Origin of the sequence: Lysobacter soli, assembly GCF_003382285.1 — a bacterium.
Lineage (GTDB): Bacteria > Pseudomonadota > Gammaproteobacteria > Xanthomonadales > Xanthomonadaceae > Lysobacter_J > Lysobacter_J soli.
Genome location: NZ_QTJR01000017.1, coordinates 22781 through 40083 on the forward strand (window position 1 = coordinate 22781; position 17303 = coordinate 40083).

Below are 17303 nucleotides of genomic sequence, written 5' to 3' on the forward strand. Positions count from 1 at the left end.
CTCCCGGCATCGCGGGCCGTGAAGGCCGGGCCCCATTGCTCACCAGCACGATCTGCCCCGGAGGCGAGGAGGACGTTTGCGCGCAGTGCTTTTGGCAGCCTGCATCGCCGCGATGGCACTGGCGGCAGCATGCTCACGCGATGCGTCCTCGCCGAAGGGCGATGCCGCCGCGGCGCACACGCCCATCGTCACCATCAGCGCCGACCAGGCGGTTTCGCCCGTGCCGCCGTGGCGCGTACCGGCGGTGCAGGTCACCGACGAAAATGTCGCCGAACTCAAGGAAAAAGCCGCGCAGGCGCTGGCGCGCGGGCGCCTGTTCGGAACGGCGGACGACGCCATTCCGCTCTATTACGCGCTGCGCCGGTTCGATCCCGAGGACGCGGCCGCCAATGCGGGCTTCGACCGCTCGCTCAAGCGCCTGGTCGCCAATGGCGACGACGCGCTGAAACAGCTCGACCGCGATCCGTTGTCGCTGCGGCGCGCCCACGAGATCGCCGCTGTCGCCCGCGCCGTGGCGCCGGGCAACGTCGATATCGTCGATTTCCTCGCCCGGCTCGATCGCGCCGACGAAGCGCAGGAAGCTAACCGCCTGGGCGAGGAAGCACTCAATGCGGGCCGGCTCGGCGTCGCCGGTGAGCCCGACCAGGCGCTCACGCATTTCCGCGAAGCGCTGGAGTTGCGCCCTGGCGACATGCGCGCCAACCAGGGCATCGCCGCGGTGGAGAGCGCGTTGATCCGCCGCGCCGAACAGGCGTCGGATCGCGACGACTACGTCGGCGCCGCGCGCGAACTCGACATCGCCGCGAAAGTGCGCCCGCCCGCACCGAGCGTGGAGGACGCGCGCGCGCGTCTGGCGATGCAGCGCATCGTTCGCATCAACGCCCTGCGCGATGCGGGACTTTCAGCGCTCACGCGACAGGGCGGCATCGACGAGGCGCGGCGCCACCTCGCCGTGATGCTGCGCATCGCGCCGGCAGGCGATCCGGCCACGCGCGAGCTTCGCGAGCGCATCGACCTGGCCACGCATTACGGCCTCTTCCGTCCAGGACAGGTGTTCACCGACGCCATGCAGGGCGCCGTTCGCGGGCCGCAGATGGTGGTCGTTCCGCATGGCGCGTTCCGCATGGGCTCGGAGGAAAACGAGGGCCAGGAATCCGAACGCCCCGCGCGCAACATCCGCTTCGACCGCGGCTTCGCGATGTCCCGGACGGAGATCACGGTCGGCGAATTCCGCCGCTTCATGCAGGCCACCAAACATCGCGCGCGCGCCAGCCGCCGGGGTTATTCGACCGCTTACGACGAGCGCAGCGGCAACCTCGTGCGTCGCGGCAACGTCGACTGGCAATCGGATTACACCGGCCGCCCCGCGAGCGACGACATGCCGGTGATCCACGTCAGCGCGAAGGACGCGATGGCGTATGCGGAGTGGCTGTCGGCGCAGACAGGCCAGCGCTACCGGCTCCCCAGCGAAGCCGAGTTCGAATACGCGCTGCGCGCCGGCAATCGCGGCCGTTTCCCGTGGGGCGACGGGCCGCCGCCGCCGCGGGCGGGCAACTTCACCGGCGCGCTGGACGTCTCGCCGAGCGGCCGCCGCTGGCGCAATGCGTTCCCCGGTTATGGCGACGGCAACTGGGGCCCGGCGCCCGTGGCGACCTACCGCGCGAACGCCTGGGGGCTGCACGACATGGCCGGCAACGTCAGCGAATGGGTCGCCGACTGCTGGCACGACACGTTCCGCCGTGCGCCGCGAGGCGGCGAGGCCTGGATCAATCCCGGTTGCCGTTCGAGGGTGGTACGGGGCGCCTCGTGGGCCAGCGCGCCGGAAGAACTGCGTTCGGCCTGGCGACAGGGCAGTGACGCCAACAACACGACCGCGCGGATAGGGTTCCGGGTGGTGCGCGACATCTGATCATCGATCCGGTTGCGCGGCGACGACACACTGGCCAGCGATTGAATCAGGAGATGCGGATGAGGACAGACCCCTTCGGCGGTGCGCGGCAGCAGGGCCGGCCCCGGCGCGGCTTCGGCGGGATCCGCTGGTGGATCCTGATCCTGTTCGCCGGATATGCGGCATGGCAGTGGTTCGGCAATGCCCGAGTGGACCCGTACACGGGCGAGAAGGCCCACTACGGCACGACCGCCGACGAGGAAGTGCAGCTGGGGGCGCAGGCGTTCCAGCAGGTGCTGGGCGATGCGAATGCCCAGGGCGCGCTGCTGCCGCCCGATTCCCAGGCGAGCGTGCAGATCCGGCAGATCGCCGAGCGGCTGATCCAGCGCGTTCCCGAAGTGACCGCGACCCTCGCCGCGCAGAACCAGCAGCAGACACCGACCGACCACCAGCAGTTCCAGTGGGACGTCGCAGTGATCCAGTCCGACCAGGCCAACGCGTTCTGCCTGCCCGGCGGAAAGATGGCGGTCTACACCGGGCTCATCCCCATCGCCCAGAACGCCGACGCGATGGCCGTGGTGATGGGCCACGAAATCGCGCACGCGCTGCTGCGACACGGCAGCCAGCGCATGGCGCAGCAGAAACTGGTGCAGATGGGGCAGATGGCCGCCGGCATGGCCATCGGCGGCATGGACCCGCAACAGCAGCAGGCCGTGATGGCCGCGCTGGGTGCCGGGGCGCAGTACGGATTCATCCTGCCGTACGGCCGCAATCACGAGACGCAGGCGGACAAGGTCGGGCTGATGCTGGCGGCGGCCGCGTGCTACGACCCGCATGCGGCGATCCCGCTATGGGAGCGGATGTCAGAGCTGGGCGGCGGCGAGCGCCCGCCGGAGTTCGCGTCGACGCATCCGGATCCGGCCAATCGCATTCAGGTGCTGCAGTCGTTGATGCCGCAGGCGGAGCAGTTCCGCGCCCAGTTCTGCGGGGCCGGGGCGAAAGCGGCTACGGCGGCGCGGTGAGGGCGGGCGGTTCGAACCGGTTTGCCTGTTCGGTTAGTCCGTCACCTCGGCGGAAGCCGAATTCGGGCTAGGCATGCCGGTCAGGGTGAGGGTCTGGGTCCCGGCTTTCGCCGGGATGACGGCTCCGGCGAGGCTCTGCGAATCCCGAACCCCGGTTCCCGAATCGGGAACGGACCTAGCGCTTCTGCTCTCCGCCCTTCGCCTTGTTCGGCGGCGGGGTGGTGCTCTGGCCGACGTTGCCGGACAGGTTGCGCTGGAACTCGTTCCACATCTGCAGGTTGCGCTCGGTGAGCTGGTTCATCAGCGCCCACGGCGTCTGGCCGAGGATGCCGCCCATCTGGTTGCGGAACTGCTGCTGCTGGTCGAGGAAGACCTGCATCGACCGCTCCAGGTAGCTGCCCATGAAGCCCTGCAGCGAGTCGCCGTAGAAGCGGATGATCTGGCTGAGCAGCTGGGTCGACAGGACCGGTTCGCCGTCCTGTTCGTGCTCGGCGATGATCTGCAGCAGCACCTGGCGGGTAAGGTCTTCGCCGCTGCGGGCGTCGCGCACCTCGAATTCCTCGCCGTCGACGATGAGCTGTCGCACGTCCTCGATGGTGATGTAGCTCGAAATCTCGGTGTCGTAGAGCCGTCGGTTCGGATACTTCTTGATGACGCGCATCGAGGCCATGGAGCTTCGGCTCTAAATCGTGATGCTTCGCAGCATGGCGCAGCGGGCCGGGGCTTGCAACTGCCGCCGGGCACGGTTGCCGGGCGTCGGTGCGGTGAATGGGGACGGCGTCGTCACGACCGGTAACGCCGGCTGAAACAGGTATGCATCGGCTCGGGGCACCGCAGTGTCGCCGCGCTCGCGCCGTCACCAGCCCATATGGTGGCCGCCGTTGATGTCGAGGTTCGAGCCGGTGATCCACGCCGCTTCCTCGGCGACCAGGAACGACACGGCGTACGCGATTTCGTCCGGCGAGCCCAGGCGTCCGGTCGGGATTTCCGCCACGATCTTGGCCCGGACGTCCTCCGGTACCGCCATCACCATGTCCGTGGCGACGTAGCCGGGCGAGACGGTATTGACCGTGATGCCGAAGCGGGCGTTCTCGCGCGCCAGCGAAATCGTGAAACCGTGCATGCCGGCCTTGGCCGCCGCGTAATTCGCCTGCCCGTACTGGCCCTTCAGGCCGTTGATCGAGCTGATCTGCACGATGCGGCCCCACTTGCGCTCGCGCATGCCCTCGATGACGGGGCGCGTCACGTTGAAGCAGGAATTGAGGTTGGTGCCGATCACCTCGTTCCACTGCATCGGCGTCATGCGGTGGAAGGTGGAGTCGCGCGTGATGCCGGCGTTGTTGACCAGCACCTCGATCGGGCCGAGGTCGCGCTCGATGTCGGCCACCAGCGACTGCGCTTCCTCCGGCGAGGAGACGTCACCGCGCGCCAGCACCACGTCGACGCCGCGCTCGCGCATTTTCGACTGCCAGGCCAGCGCACGTCCTTCGTCGCGGTAGTTGGTCGCGACGCGATGGCCCATGGCCGCGAGGCGCTGGACGATCGAACTGCCGATACCGCCGGTACCGCCGGTGACGAGGGCGACGCGAGACTGCATGTGGGGATCTCCTGGGCAGGCCCGCACGGCGCGCGGCCTGGCTCGATTCTAGAGGCAAGGCTGCGGCCATCGTGCGGGCCGCTCATTACATTTCGTGCGGTCCGGCGTCGTGCCGCGGAATGCGCGTGGGGTCGAACGAGGCCACGGCGCGCGCGAGCAGGTGGGCCACGTCGCGCGCGTCGGCCAGCGCATCCGGCGCCTGCCTGAGGCGCGCCCATGCCGCGCGCAGCGTGGCCACCGGTTCGGCCGCATCCACCGGCTGCGCCGCATCGGATTTGGACAGCTTGCGCCCGTCCGGCCCCAGCACCAGCGGCAGGTGCACGTAACGCGGCGTTGGCAGGCCGAGCGCGCGTTGGAGCAGGATCTGCCGCGGTGTGGAATCCAGCAGGTCGGCACCGCGGACGACGTCGGTGATGCCCTGGTCGGCGTCGTCGACCACGACCGCCAGCTGGTACGCCCAGAAACCGTCCGCGCGACGGAGCACGAAATCTCCGACCTCGCGCGCCACGTCCTGTTCGATGCGGCCGGCGATCGCGTCGTCGAATGCCACCACGCTGCCATCGTCCACGCGCAGGCGAACCGCGGGATCCGGACGGAGCCGGCTCGCGACGCACGCGCGATGGACCCCTGCCACGGTGGCAAGGTCGGTGCGGCTGCAATGGCAGTAAAAGGCGCGACCGTCCTGCAGCAGCTTCACGAGCGCGGCCTCATACAGCGTCGAACGCCGGCTCTGCCAGACGATTTCCTCGTCGGATTCCAGGCCGAACGCGCGCAGCGCATCGAGTTGCCGACGAGCGGCGCCGGCGACTTCGCGCGGCGGATCAAGATCCTCCACGCGCACCAGCCAGCGGCCGCCGGCGTGGCGCGCCAGCAGCCAGCTGCCGAAGGCGGCGAGCAGGGAACCGAAATGGAGATCGCCGGTCGGAGAAGGCGCGAAACGGCCGCGGTAGCCCGATGGTGCGATAGGCGCGATCACAAGAGCTCGTCAGGCAAAGGGCTGGTTGCGGATTTCACTTGAATTCAACGGCAGCGTGCCACATTTTTCCTGCATGTCGCGCCCGTGGGGCGCAAAAGGTTCCCATCATGTTCAAGCGTGTATTCCTCTTCCTAGCGACCAACTTCGCGGTCCTGATCCTGCTCAGCATCGTCATGTCGGTGCTCGGCGTGAATCCGCAGCAGTTCTCCGGCCTGCTGGTGATGGCGACGGTGTTCGGCTTCGGCGGCTCGCTGTTCTCGCTGATGATCTCCAAGTGGATGGCCAAGCGCTCTACCGGCGCGCACGTGATCGAGCAGCCGCGCAACGAATCCGAGCAGTGGCTGGTCAACACCGTGCGGCGCCAGGCCGAAGCGGCGGGCATCAAGATGCCCGAAGTCGCCATCTACGACGCGCCGGAAATCAACGCCTTCGCCACCGGCCCGAGCCGCAACAGCTCGCTGGTCGCCGTGTCCACCGGCCTGCTGCGCGCGATGAACCGCGACGAAGCCGAGGCCGTGCTGGGCCACGAAGTCAGCCACGTCGCCAACGGCGACATGGTGACGATGGCGCTGATCCAGGGCGTGCTGAACACGTTCGTGATCGTGCTGGCGCGCGTCGTCGGCCGCGTCATCGACAGCTATCTCAGCGGCAATCGCGAAGGCGGCCCGGGCCTGGGCTACTTCGCCATCGTGTTCGTGCTGGACATGATCTTCGGCCTGTTCGCCAGCATCATCGCGATGTGGTTCTCGCGTCATCGCGAGTTCCGCGCAGATGCCGGCGGTGCGCGCCTGGCCGGACGCGACAAGATGATCGCCGCGCTGCAGCGCCTGTCGATGACCTATGGCGAAAGCACGCTGCCCAAGACGGTGCAGGCGTTCGGCATCAGCGGCGCGGTGGGCCACGGCCTGCGCCGCCTGTTCCTGACCCATCCGCCGCTGGAAGAACGCATCCTCGCGCTGCAGAACGCGCCGATGGAGCAGGTGCGCGGAACGGTCGTGAGCTGATCGCGAAACTGCCGGGTCGATAAAACGAAAAAGCCCGCCGGAAGGCGGGCTTTTTTCTGCGACACGTTGCAGATGGATCAGAACTCGTAATCCATCGCCGGCCCCGGCGGCGCGAGGAAGTTGCCCTGCGCGTAGTCGATGCCGGCGCCGAACAGCGCGCTCATGCTGGCCGCGTCCTGCACGAACTCGGCGATGGTGGTCTTGCCCTGTTCGCGCGCCTTTTCCGCGATTTCCTTGAGCCGCGCCTGATGGGCCGGGTTGCTGCCCAGGTCTTCCATGAAGCTGCGGTCGATCTTGAGCAGCGCAGCGTTGAAGTGCGTCAGCAGCTGGAACGAGTTCAGACCCACGCCGAACTGCTCCAGGCCCACGCGCACGCCGTATTGCGCGACCTGCGCCTGGAATTCCTGCGCCGCGCGCAGGTGCGTGAACACCTTCGATTCGGGCAACTGGAGGACGAGCAGGTTGCCGTCGGCACCGTGCTTGGCGAGCTTCTCCTGGATGAACTGCGCCAGCGTGTTGTCCTGCAGGGAGGCCTGCGTGATCTTCACCAGCACCGTCGTCGGGCGGCCGGCGCGCGAGCGCTCGCCGATCACGGAGATCGCCTTGCCGACCACCCATCGGTCGATTTCCCACAGCAGGCCGTGTTCCTCGGCGATCTGCAGGAACGCCAGCGGCGGCACGAGTTCGCCGTGTTCGCCCTGCAGGCGCAGGTAGGCCTCGTACATCTCCAGCGGCTCGCCGTGCATGGCAATGAGCGGCTGGTACTCCATGACGAAACGGTCGGCATCGAGCGCTTCGCGGATGCGCTGCACCCACGCTTCCACGCGCTCTTCCTCGGCGCGATCGGCCGCGCCGGGGTCGAACAGCTCGGTGCGGTTTCCGCCTACGCCGCTGGCCGACTGCAGGCACTGGCTCGCCTTGCCGAGGACCGCGGTGATGCTGGCGATCTTCTCGCCGATGAGCACGCCGCCGATGCTGACGGTGGTGCTGACCGAGCGGTCCGCAGTTTCCAGCACGTGGTCGGCGAAGGCGGCGCGCAGCTTTTCCGACAAACCGGTGACGGTGCGGTGGTCGGCGTTGGGCACGAGCACGGCGAACTGGTGCTCGCCGAAACGAGCGGCGACATGATCGGCCCCCAGCGCGGTGCGCAGACGGTCGCCCATCGCGGACACGAGTGCATCGGCTGCGTCCAGGCCGATGTCCTGCAGCAGGCGGTTGAAGTGGTCCGGTTCGATCAGCAGCAGGCCGTGGTGCGATGCGTTCTGCGCGGCGTCGGCGACGGTGTCTTCCAGCGAGCGCAGGAACGTCGCGCGGTTGAACAGGCCGGTGACCTGGTCGCGCTGGCGCAGTTCCTCGACTTCGCGTGCGAGCTCGGGGTCGACCTCCTGCCGGCGCAGGATCACCTGCAGGCAGTGTTCGCCTTCGTACGTCGCGGGCGTGAATTCCATCACCGCCGGGAAGCCGCTGCCGTCGAGCGCGCGCGCTTCGGTTTCGTGGCGGGGCGGCGCTTCGCCCTTGCTGATCTGCTTGAGCAGCTGCTTGAAACCTTCGACCTTGGACGGGGCGATCAGGTCCAGCAGCGACATGCCTTCGATGTCCTCGAACGACTCGAAGCCGAAGATCTCCAGGTACGCCGGGTTGGCGCGGATGTGCATGCCTTCGTGGATGTAGGCGATGGGCTCGCGCGAGGAGTCGATGAGCGCGTCGCAGCGGCGTTCGGTCTCGCGGATCTGCGCTTCCAGGCGGCGCTGCGAACGGCGCGCCTCGAGGTCCGCCCACTCCTGCCGAACCCGCACGTTGACATGCTCGCCACTGCGGCGAAGCAGGATGCCGCGAGCACCAAGCGTGATCATCTCCATCAGGCGGGAGTCGTCCACGGTGTCCAGCAGCATCAGCACCGGCAGGTCCTTGCCGCTGGCGTCGACCGCCTGCATGACCTTAGTGATCGGGACCAGCGTGGCCTCGCGCGCGGCGAGCACCAGATCCGGCGTCTGGCTCGCGATGAGCGAGGCCAGCTCGTTCTCGTTTTCCGGTCGCGACGGGCGCACGGCGATACCGCTGTTGCGCAGGCCGCTGACGATGGCCTCGGCTGCCTCGACGCTGTCGTCGACGATCAGCAGGCGCAGCGCCGTGTCTTTACCGAATTGCATTGCGTCACCTCCCCGAACGCAAGTTATGACATGAACGGGAGCGTTCAGTCCATTCACGCAAGTTGGAACTGGGGGATATGACGATTTAGCGACCCGGGCGCCTCGAACTTGAGACCGGCGTCGCGCAGGCGCTGTTAACTCGGGCGACGCGGCGCCCGGGACGCAACTTCAGAGCGGACGCTTGCCCGTATCGCCGGCGACTTCGCGCACGAGCCTGGGCACCAGGTAGCCGGACACGCGGGCGGCCAGTTCGCGGTGCAGACGCAGCGCGGTGTCGTCGGGAACTTCGAAATGCGCCGCGCCCTGCACGCGGTCGAGCTGGTGCAGGTAGTAGGGCAGCACGCCCGCGGCGTGGCCGCGCTCGCTCAACGCGGTCAGGGCATCGACCGAATCGTTGACCCCCCGCAGCAGCACGGCCTGGTTGAGCAGCATCGCGCCGGTAGCGCGAAGACGGTCGAGCGCCGCGTCGACGTGGGCGTCGAATTCGTTGGCGTGGTTGGCGTGCAGCACGATGGTGACCGGCCATGGCAGGGACGCGAGCCAGGCAACGAGTGCGTCGTCGACGCGTTCGGGCAGCACGACCGGCAGGCGCGTGTGCACGCGCAGGCGCTTCAGATGCGGGATGGCCGCCAGCGCGTCGGTCAGCTCGGCCAGCTTGGGCGTGGCGAGGGACCACGGGTCGCCGCCGGAGAGGATGACTTCGTCGATCGAGGCATCGGCGCCGATCGCGGCCACCGCCTCGCGCCAGCCCGCGGCGGCGGCGGTTTCTTCCGCATAGGGGAAGTAGCGCCGGAAGCAGTAGCGGCAGTGGATCGCGCACGAGCCGGTGGCGATGAGCAGCGCCCGGCCGCGGTATTTCCGGATGATGCCGTGGCCGGCCTTCGCCGCGCCATCGCCGACGGCGTCCAGCGTGAAGCCGGGCATGGGGCGCATCTCGGCATCGAGCGGCAGCACCTGGCGCAGCAGGGGGTCGTGCGGATCGCCGTGGCGCATGCGCGCGACGAACCCGTGCGGCACGCGCAGCGGGAACTGCGCCGCCGCCTCGTCCGACATGCCCAGCCCGTCGGCGTCCAGTCCCAGCATCGCCAGCAGTTCGCGCGGGTCGCGCACGGCGTCGCGCCACAACTGCTGCCAGCGCGGCGAGGCGGCGTGGGAGGGGGCGGGGTGAAGAGGGGCGGGGGCAGCAGGTATCATGGCGGACCGGTTTTCCTTGCGCCGCGGCCATCGGCCGGGCACAACAGCCCGACATTCTAGCCTCCTGCCCACGTCCGGGCGGGGGCGACACCTATTCACCTACGCAGGAGTTCCACTCATGGCCAGCCTGGGCATGAACGACGTCAAGACCGGACAGAAGATCCTGGTCAACAACGACCCGTGCATCATCACCGAAACCGAGTACGTCAAGCCGGGCAAGGGCCAGGCCTTCACGCGCGTGAAGTACCGCAGCATCAAGTCCGGCCGCGTGGTCGAAATGACCATGAAGGCCACCGACAACGTCGAACAGGCCGACGTCGTCGACACCGACATGCAGTACCTCTATTCCGACGGCGAGTACTGGCACTTCATGAACCAGGAGTCGTTCGAGCAGGTGCAGGCCGACAAGGCCGGCATGGGCGGCGCCGAGAAGTGGCTCAAGGGCGAGGAAGAATGCGTCGTGACGCTGTGGAACGGCACGCCGATCGCCGTGCAGCCGCCGAACTTCGTCGAACTGAAGATCACCGAGACCGATCCGGGCGTCCGTGGCGACACCTCGGGCGGTGGCGGCAAGCCGGCGACGCTGGAAACCGGCGCCGTGGTCCGCGTGCCGCTGTTCGTCGGCCAGGAAGAAATCATCAAGGTCGACACGCGCTCGGGCGAGTACGTCAGCCGCGTGAAGTGACGATCCGACCCGTGGCCGCCTCGCGACCACGGGTCTGCCAGATCGTCATCCCGGCGAAGGCCGGGATCCAGGCTGTCGCGCGGCCCGAAGGTCCTCTTCCCGCCCGCCGACGCGCTTGCCGCAACATAGGCAAGCGATCCTGGAACGTGCGAGCCGCAACCCGGCTCGCAACACCTCTCCAACCCTTCCCTGCAGGCAGGGGAGGGAGCAGACAAAGCGAGGCCGCATGACCCACGACCGCACCCCCGAAGCCTGCGACCTGTTGATCGAAGCCGGCTGGGTGGTCCCGGTCGTACCGCACGGCGTGGTGCTCGAGGATCACGCCGTGGCCGTGCGCGATGGCGAGATCGTCGCCGTGCTGCCGACCCGCGAGGCACGCGCGCGCTTCGATGCTGCCGAGACCGTATCGCGTCCCGACGCCGCCTTGATCCCCGGCCTGGTCAACGCGCACACGCACAACCCGATGACGCTGCTGCGCGGCATCGCCGACGACCTGCCGCTGATGGAGTGGCTGCAGGGCCACATCTGGCCGGTGGAAGGCGCGGTGATGGGGCCGGAGTTCATCGAGGACGGCATCACGCTGGCGATCGCCGAGATGCTCCGCGGCGGCACCACCTGCGCCAACGAGAACTACTTCTTCCCCGACGTGCAGGCCGCCGTCTACAAGCAGCACGGCTTCCGTGCCCGCGTGGGCCTGCCGGTGATCGACTTCCCTACCGCGTGGGCGAAGACGAGCGAGGAATACTTCGAGCGCGCCGGCGAAGTGCATGACCAGTGGCGCGACGATCCGCTGGTCGCCACCACCTTCGCGCCGCATGCGCCGTACACGGTGTCGGACGAGAACTTCGAGCGCATCCGCATGCTGTCGGACCAGCTCGACATCCCCGTGCACCTGCACACGCACGAGACGGCGCATGAAGTGTCCGAATCGCACGCCAAGCTCGGCCAGCGTCCGATCGCGCGGCTGGACCGCCTCGGCCTGATCAACGACCGCCTCATCGCCGTGCACATGACGCAGCTCACCGACGCGGAAATCGCGCTGTGCGCGCAGCGCGGCGTGAGCGTCGTGCATTGCCCGGAATCCAACCTCAAGCTGGCGTCGGGCTTCTGCCCGGTCGGCAAGCTGGTGAAGGCCGGCGTGAACGTCGCCATCGGCACCGACGGCTGCGCGAGCAACAACGATCTGGACATGTTTGGCGAAACGCGCACTGCGGCGCTGCTGGCCAAGGCCGTGGCCGAAGACGCGTCCGCGTTCGATGCCGCAACCGCGCTGCATGCCGCCACGCTTGGCGGCGCGCGCGCGCTCGGTTTCGAGGCGAAGATCGGCTCGATCGAACCGGGCAAGCAGGCTGACGTCGTCTGCGTCGACCTCGGCCAGATCGAAACGCAGCCGCTGCACCACGTCGTCTCGCAGCTGATCTACGCAACCGGCCGCCACCACGTGAGCGATGTGTGGATCGCCGGACGCGCAAAACTTCGCGAACGCATGCTCGTCGACATGGACGCCGCCGCGCTGGTCGCCAACGCGCGGCAGTGGCGCGAGCGGATCGCGGCGATCAGGCTGACGTGACGCCAACGACCGCACTGTCCGTCGTTCCCGTGTTCGCGGGAACGACGCACCTGGAGAATTAGTGTGACGACCCAGACTTCCACCGACAGCAACTACACCCAGTCCGAGCTCGACAAGTTCGGCGCGCTCGCGCAGCGCTGGTGGGATCCCGAAGGCCCGCAGAAGGCGCTGCACGCGCTCAATCCGGCGCGGCTGGGCTACGTCGCCGCGCGCACGCCGCTGCGTGGCGCGCGCGTGCTCGACGTCGGCTGCGGCGCGGGCCTGCTCAGCGAAGCGATGGCGCGCGAAGGCGCGCAGGTCACCGCGCTCGATCTCGCGCCGGAACTGGTGAAGGTCGCTCGCCTGCACGGTCTGGAATCGGGCGTGAAGGTCGATTACCGCCTGCAATCGGTCGAGTCGCTCGCCGACGAAATGGCCGGCCAGTTCGATGCGATCACCTGCATGGAGATGCTCGAGCACGTGCCCGATCCGGGTTCGATCATCCGTGCCTGCGCGACGCTTCTGCGCCCGGGCGGAAAGCTGTTCCTGTCGACGTTGAACCGCACGCCGGCGGCGTTTGCGCTGGCCATCGTGGGCGCCGAATACATCGCCCGCCTGCTGCCGCGCGGCACGCATCAGTACCGCGACTTCATCAAGCCGCACGAGCTGGGCGCGTGGCTGCGTGCCTCTGGCCTGGCGCTGGAAGACGTCAGCGGCCTGATGTACGAACCGTGGCGCAACGCGGCGCGCGTCATCTCGCGTACCGACGTGAACTACCTCGCCTGCGCGTCGAAGCCGGACGCCGCCTGATGGCAGCCGACGCGGTGGCATACCCGAAGGCCGTGCTGTTCGACCTGGACGGCACGCTGCTCGACAGCGCGCCCGACATGGTCGCGGCGATCGACGCGATGCGTGCCGCGCGCGGCCAGCCGCCGATGCCGCTGGAACAACTGCGTCCGCACGTCTCGAAGGGCGCACGCGCCATGGTCGCGGCGGCCTTCCCCGACGTTCCCGACGATGAACGCGAGCGCTGGATTCCCGAATTCCTCGACTGCTACCAGCGTGCGCTGGGCCACCACGGCACGCTGTTCGAGGGTGTCGACGCGATGCTCGAAGCGCTGGAAAACGCCGGCTGCACATGGGGCATCGTCACCAACAAGCCCGAGTATCTCGCGCGCCAGCTGATGCCCGTACTGGGCTGGGAGCAGCGCTGCGCGGTGCTGATCGGCGGCGACACGCTGAGCGCGCGCAAACCCGATCCGCTACCGCTGATCGTCGCGGCCGAGCGCATCGGCGTGGCGGCGGAGCAGTGCGTTTACGTCGGCGACGACGAGCGCGACATCATCGCCGCGCGCGCCGCGGGCATGCCGTCGGTGGTCGCGCTGTGGGGGTATCGCCTCGACGAGGACAACCCGATCGCCTGGCAGGGCGACGTCATGATCGACGTGCCGTCGCAACTGATCGCCGCCGACGCGTGGCCGGGCACGCGATGAGCGATGCCGCACCCTCGCGCGACGAAGCGCTCGACAGCTTCCTCGACAAGTGGCGCGCGCGCTGGCCGGAATGGGCCGTCGCGCAGGCGTTCGTACGTCCTGAGCAGCGTGAGGTCGCGCTCGCATGGGCAGCCCTGCAGCAGGAACTGACCGATGCCGCCTGGGGCGGCAGCGATGCACGCCCGGGCGAGGCGAAGCTCGCGTGGTGGATGGAAGAACTGCAGGGCTGGTCGCGCGGCATTCGCCGTCACCCGATCGGCCTGGCCTTGCAGAAGCTTCCGGTGCCATGGACCACGCTGGGCGCGGCCATTCCGTCGCTGCGCGAGAGCCGCGAACGCCCGCGCGATCGCGACGAGGCCTTCGCCGCGCTCGCACCGTTCGCGCAGGCGGTGGCGGACATCGAGACGGCGTTGTTCGATGCGACGTCAACTAGCGTCTCGGTCGTCCAGGCCGGGCTGCTCCAGGCGCGGCTCGCACATACGAATGAGGCGGCGGTGCCGATGAGCGTGATCGCCCGGGCGGGCGAGGGCGCTACGACGCACGCCTGGGCCGCCGAGTTGCTCGCGCACTGGCCGCGTGGCGATGCCGGCCGACCGCGCCGGGTATGGAACGCGCTCGCGCGGCAGCGCCTGCGACGCGGCGATGCCTCCCAGCCTTTGCCGCCCTGGTCGGCGCTGTGGACCGCCTGGCGCGGGGCGCGTGCGTGAACGCCATGTCGGGGCTATCGCCGCGATAGGCGCGGCGGCGCCTCGAAACTGACTGTTGCAACCTGTCCGGCCGACCGTCCGGATGCGGCCGCTACAATGGCCCGGCTTGCGCTCCCCCGCGCCAACCCCACTTCGTCCGCCGTGACCACGACTTCCACCACTCCGCGCCGTCTTCCCGATGTCGCCTTCGACGCCGCCGCCGCGGCGCGACCGCTCGACTGGGTCGGCATGTCCAACATCGCCCTGCCGCTCCGCGTGGCCGGGCCCGATGGCGAGGCGATCACCGTCGCCGCCTCGGTCGACGTCAGCGTCGACCTGAAGGACGCCAACGCCCGCGGCATCCACATGTCGCGCATGTACCTGCAACTGCAGAACGCCTTCGCCAGCGAGACCGTGACGCCCGCCGGCCTGCGCCGCGTGCTGCAGACGCTGGTGGAGAAGCAGGGCGGGATTTCCACCTCTGCCCGCCTCGTGCTGCGCTACGAACAACTGCTGCTGCGCCGCGCGCTCGCCAGCGACAACGCCGGGTGGAAGCGCTATCCGGTCGAGATCGACGCGACCCTGCGCGACGGCCACCTGCACCTGGCATTGGCGTTTTCGGTCGAATACTCCAGCACCTGCCCGGCCTCGGCGGCGCTCTCGCGCCAGCTCAACGCCGAACGCTTCGCCGAGGATTTCGCCGCCGCGCGCCCGCTGTCGGCGGCGGTGGTGAGCGAATGGCTCGCGTCCGAGCGCGGCCTTGCCGCGACGCCCCACGCCCAGCGCAGCCGCGCCGACGTGCGCGTCGAGCTGCGCCCGGCCTTCGACGAAGTGCCGCTGGCGGCCTTGATCGACGCCCTCGAAACCGCACTCGCCACGCCGGTGCAGACGGCGGTCAAGCGCGAGGACGAGCAGGCCTTCGCGCGTCTCAACGCCGAGAACCTGATGTTCTGCGAGGACGCCGCCCGTCGCGTCGCTGCCGTCCTGTCGGCCGATGCACGCATCGAGCGCTTCGACGCCCAGGTCTCGCATTTCGAAAGCCTTCACGCCCACGACGCCGTGGCGCGGGTGACCGGGCAGGGCGCCAGCGCCTGACCTTCCGGGGCACCGCCGGCCCCGGCGGCGCTGCCCTTCGTCGGACGATTCCGCGACCGTCGTCTCATTACGCTATGCTCCCCGACCTTGCTCGGGGACCTAGACGGGTTATGGGGAAACCCTTTCGTCGGTGGTGGCTGGCCATGATGGCCGCGTTCGGCATGCTGGTGGCGACGTCCGCGTCGGCGCAGTTCTTCGACGTGTCCCGCCTCGACGACGACCCGGTTCCGCTGGAAGTGCTCTCGGGTCGGCACCAGACCGACTTCGCCAGCGTCGAAGGGCAGGCCATCCACGAGACCTCTCGACGCCCGCGCTGGTGGCGCCTGACCGCCCGGCAAGCCGTCCAGCCCGCCGATTCGCCGAACCTCGTCCTGCGCTTCCCGTACCTCAACCGCGTGGAGGTCTGGCGTCCCGGCGACGCGATTCCCCTGCGGCGGGCACTGGTCGGCGCCGATTCCGACCCCGAATTCTCCACGCGCGCCCTCGTCATTCCGCTTCCGCAGGGGCTGGCGACGGGCGAATCGATCTACCTCCGCGTGACCGCGTTGTCGCCGACCGCCATGTCGGTCGACGTCGAACCACTTGCCGCCGTGCACCGGCAGGATCTGCGCCATGTCGCGCTGCGCACCTTCGTGCTGGGTACGCTCGTCGTGCTCGCGCTGCTGGCGGTGGGCTTCTGGGTGGGTATCGGCGAGCGGACGTACGCGTACCTGTCGCTGACGCTTGCCGCACAGGCGTTCTACCTCGCCTCGGTCGGTGGCGAGGTGCGCGCCGTGCCCTGGCTCGCGGAGCTGATCGGCGCCGATCCGCGCGTCGGTCGCATGTTCGGCCTGCTGGGCGTGGTCGCCAGCAACAGCTTCGTCGCGCTCTATCTCAACCTGCCCGAGCGCCACCCGCGCTTCATGCGCGTGCTGCACGGCTGCAACGCCGCGCTGCTGGTGTTGCTGCTGGCCAACCTCGGTACCGTCGCGAACTGGCTGCCGTGGGTGGCGAATTCGGTCTTCCTGGTGTCGGCCGTGACCACCTTCGCCGCCAGCGTGGTCGCTGCCTGGGAACGTCAGCGCGAGGCGTACTTCATGGCGCTCTCGTGGGCGCCGATGATCGTGCTCGTGCTGCTTCGACTCGGCGAACTGCTCGGCGGCTGGCGCAATCCCGAGTGGATGGAATACGCGTTCCCGATCGGCCTTGCGATGGGCGGCCTCGTGCTCACCATCGGCCTGACCGACCACATGCACCAGATGCGTCGCGACCGCGATCATGCGAGTCGCCTGGCGACCTACGACGCGCTGACGGGAGCGCTTACGCGTTCGGCGATCAACGAACGGCTGGAAGCGCTCGCCGAGGCGGCGCACCGCGGACGCCGGCCCCTGTCGGTGGTGTTCTTCGATATCGACTTCTTCAAGCGCATCAACGACGCGCACGGCCATCGCGTGGGCGACCAGACGCTGCGGATCGTCGCGCTGCGAACGCGCAACCGACTGCGCACGTACGACCTGTTCGGACGTTACGGTGGCGACGAGGTCCTCGTCGTCCTGCCCGACACGCAGCTTCGCGAAGCGCTGTGCGTGGCCGAGAACCTGCGCGCCGCGGTGAACTGCCGGCCGCTGTCCATCGAGAACCGCCTGTTCAACACGACGCTGAGCCTGGGCGTGGCCGAACTGCACTACGGCGAGACGGTCGAGAAACTGCTCGAACGCGCCGACGCGGCGCTCTACGCGAGCAAGGCTGCCGGACGCGACCGCGTGACCGGCTACACAGCGTCGCGACTGCGCACGACCGCTGCCACGCCGGTGTCGAATACCGCGAACTCGCATGGGACGAGCACGGTGACGTGAGGCCGGCCTGCGAGGCGTCGCGTGTTGACGGCAGGCGTCGCATTTGGCTCGTCATTCCCGCGAAAGCGGGAATCCATGGACGTTCGATGCCGCGACGCGTGATGGAAAGCACGAGCGCCCGGTCAGTGA

Annotated in this window: 15 protein-coding genes; 10 read left to right on the forward strand and 5 right to left on the reverse strand. The window is 68.8% G+C overall.

Annotated features, from left to right (window positions below):
- Nucleotides 1-112 precede the first annotated feature (112 nt).
- The gene (locus tag DX912_RS16920) at nucleotides 113-1909 is read left to right on the forward strand and encodes a formylglycine-generating enzyme family protein (protein ID WP_115844509.1); all 1797 of its coding nucleotides are present in this window, start codon (nucleotides 113-115) and stop codon (nucleotides 1907-1909) included.
- Between the two features lie 59 nt (nucleotides 1910-1968).
- Nucleotides 1969-2910 carry a M48 family metallopeptidase gene (locus DX912_RS16925; RefSeq protein WP_115844512.1) on the forward strand — a complete coding sequence of 314 codons (942 nt, stop codon included), beginning with the start codon at nucleotides 1969-1971 and terminating at the stop codon, nucleotides 2908-2910.
- A gap of 175 nt (nucleotides 2911-3085) precedes the next feature.
- Here the strand turns inward: DX912_RS16925 and phaR are convergent, their stop codons facing one another.
- From phaR to gluQRS, 3 genes are all read right to left on the reverse strand, one after another.
- Nucleotides 3086-3580 (reverse strand): polyhydroxyalkanoate synthesis repressor PhaR, encoded by a 495-nt coding sequence (gene phaR / locus DX912_RS16930; protein ID WP_115844515.1) that lies wholly within the window; start codon nucleotides 3578-3580, stop codon nucleotides 3086-3088.
- 186 nt (nucleotides 3581-3766) lie between these two features.
- Nucleotides 3767-4507 carry an acetoacetyl-CoA reductase gene (gene phbB, locus DX912_RS16935; RefSeq protein ID WP_115844518.1) on the reverse strand — a complete coding sequence of 247 codons (741 nt, stop codon included), beginning with the start codon at nucleotides 4505-4507 and terminating at the stop codon, nucleotides 3767-3769.
- 85 nt (nucleotides 4508-4592) lie between these two features.
- Entirely contained in the window at nucleotides 4593-5471 is an 879-nt protein-coding gene (gluQRS, locus tag DX912_RS16940) for a tRNA glutamyl-Q(34) synthetase GluQRS (protein WP_115844642.1), read from the reverse strand.
- 119 nt (nucleotides 5472-5590) lie between these two features.
- Here gluQRS and htpX point away from each other — a divergent pair, with 119 nt between their 5' ends.
- Nucleotides 5591-6487, forward strand: coding sequence for a protease HtpX (gene htpX / locus DX912_RS16945; protein WP_115844521.1), 897 nt, complete (start codon nucleotides 5591-5593; stop codon nucleotides 6485-6487).
- A gap of 77 nt (nucleotides 6488-6564) precedes the next feature.
- Here htpX and DX912_RS16950 read toward each other — a convergent pair whose 3' ends face one another.
- Both DX912_RS16950 and epmB read right to left on the reverse strand, forming a co-directional pair.
- On the reverse strand, nucleotides 6565-8637 hold the full coding sequence (locus DX912_RS16950; RefSeq protein ID WP_115844524.1) for an EAL domain-containing response regulator: 2073 nt from the start codon (nucleotides 8635-8637) through the stop codon (nucleotides 6565-6567).
- 168 nt (nucleotides 8638-8805) lie between these two features.
- On the reverse strand, nucleotides 8806-9831 hold the full coding sequence (gene epmB / locus DX912_RS16955; protein WP_115844527.1) for an EF-P beta-lysylation protein EpmB: 1026 nt from the start codon (nucleotides 9829-9831) through the stop codon (nucleotides 8806-8808).
- Between the two features lie 118 nt (nucleotides 9832-9949).
- On the opposite strand from epmB, the gene efp reads away from it, so the two are divergent.
- From efp to DX912_RS16990, 7 genes are all read left to right on the forward strand, one after another.
- A complete protein-coding gene (gene efp / locus DX912_RS16960; RefSeq protein ID WP_115844530.1) occupies nucleotides 9950-10516 on the forward strand; it encodes an elongation factor P in 567 nt (188 codons plus the stop codon).
- A gap of 226 nt (nucleotides 10517-10742) precedes the next feature.
- Nucleotides 10743-12086: a TRZ/ATZ family hydrolase gene (locus DX912_RS16965; RefSeq protein ID WP_115844532.1), complete on the forward strand. Its 1344-nt coding sequence runs from the start codon at nucleotides 10743-10745 to the stop codon at nucleotides 12084-12086.
- A 63-nt stretch (nucleotides 12087-12149) separates the two neighbouring features.
- A complete protein-coding gene (gene ubiG, locus DX912_RS16970) occupies nucleotides 12150-12875 on the forward strand; it encodes a bifunctional 2-polyprenyl-6-hydroxyphenol methylase/3-demethylubiquinol 3-O-methyltransferase UbiG (RefSeq protein ID WP_425477966.1) in 726 nt (241 codons plus the stop codon).
- Nucleotides 12875-13558 (forward strand): phosphoglycolate phosphatase, encoded by a 684-nt coding sequence (locus DX912_RS16975; protein ID WP_115844539.1) that lies wholly within the window; start codon nucleotides 12875-12877, stop codon nucleotides 13556-13558. Before ubiG ends, DX912_RS16975 begins: the two co-directional genes overlap by 1 nt.
- Nucleotides 13555-14265, forward strand: coding sequence for a phytoene/squalene synthase family protein (locus DX912_RS16980; protein WP_147298669.1), 711 nt, complete (start codon nucleotides 13555-13557; stop codon nucleotides 14263-14265). Before DX912_RS16975 ends, DX912_RS16980 begins: the two co-directional genes overlap by 4 nt.
- 141 nt (nucleotides 14266-14406) lie before the next feature.
- Nucleotides 14407-15339 (forward strand): GTP cyclohydrolase FolE2, encoded by a 933-nt coding sequence (gene folE2 / locus DX912_RS16985; protein ID WP_233433635.1) that lies wholly within the window; start codon nucleotides 14407-14409, stop codon nucleotides 15337-15339.
- 143 nt (nucleotides 15340-15482) lie between these two features.
- A complete protein-coding gene (locus tag DX912_RS16990; protein WP_181902879.1) occupies nucleotides 15483-17174 on the forward strand; it encodes a GGDEF domain-containing protein in 1692 nt (563 codons plus the stop codon).
- Nucleotides 17175-17303 lie beyond the last annotated feature (129 nt).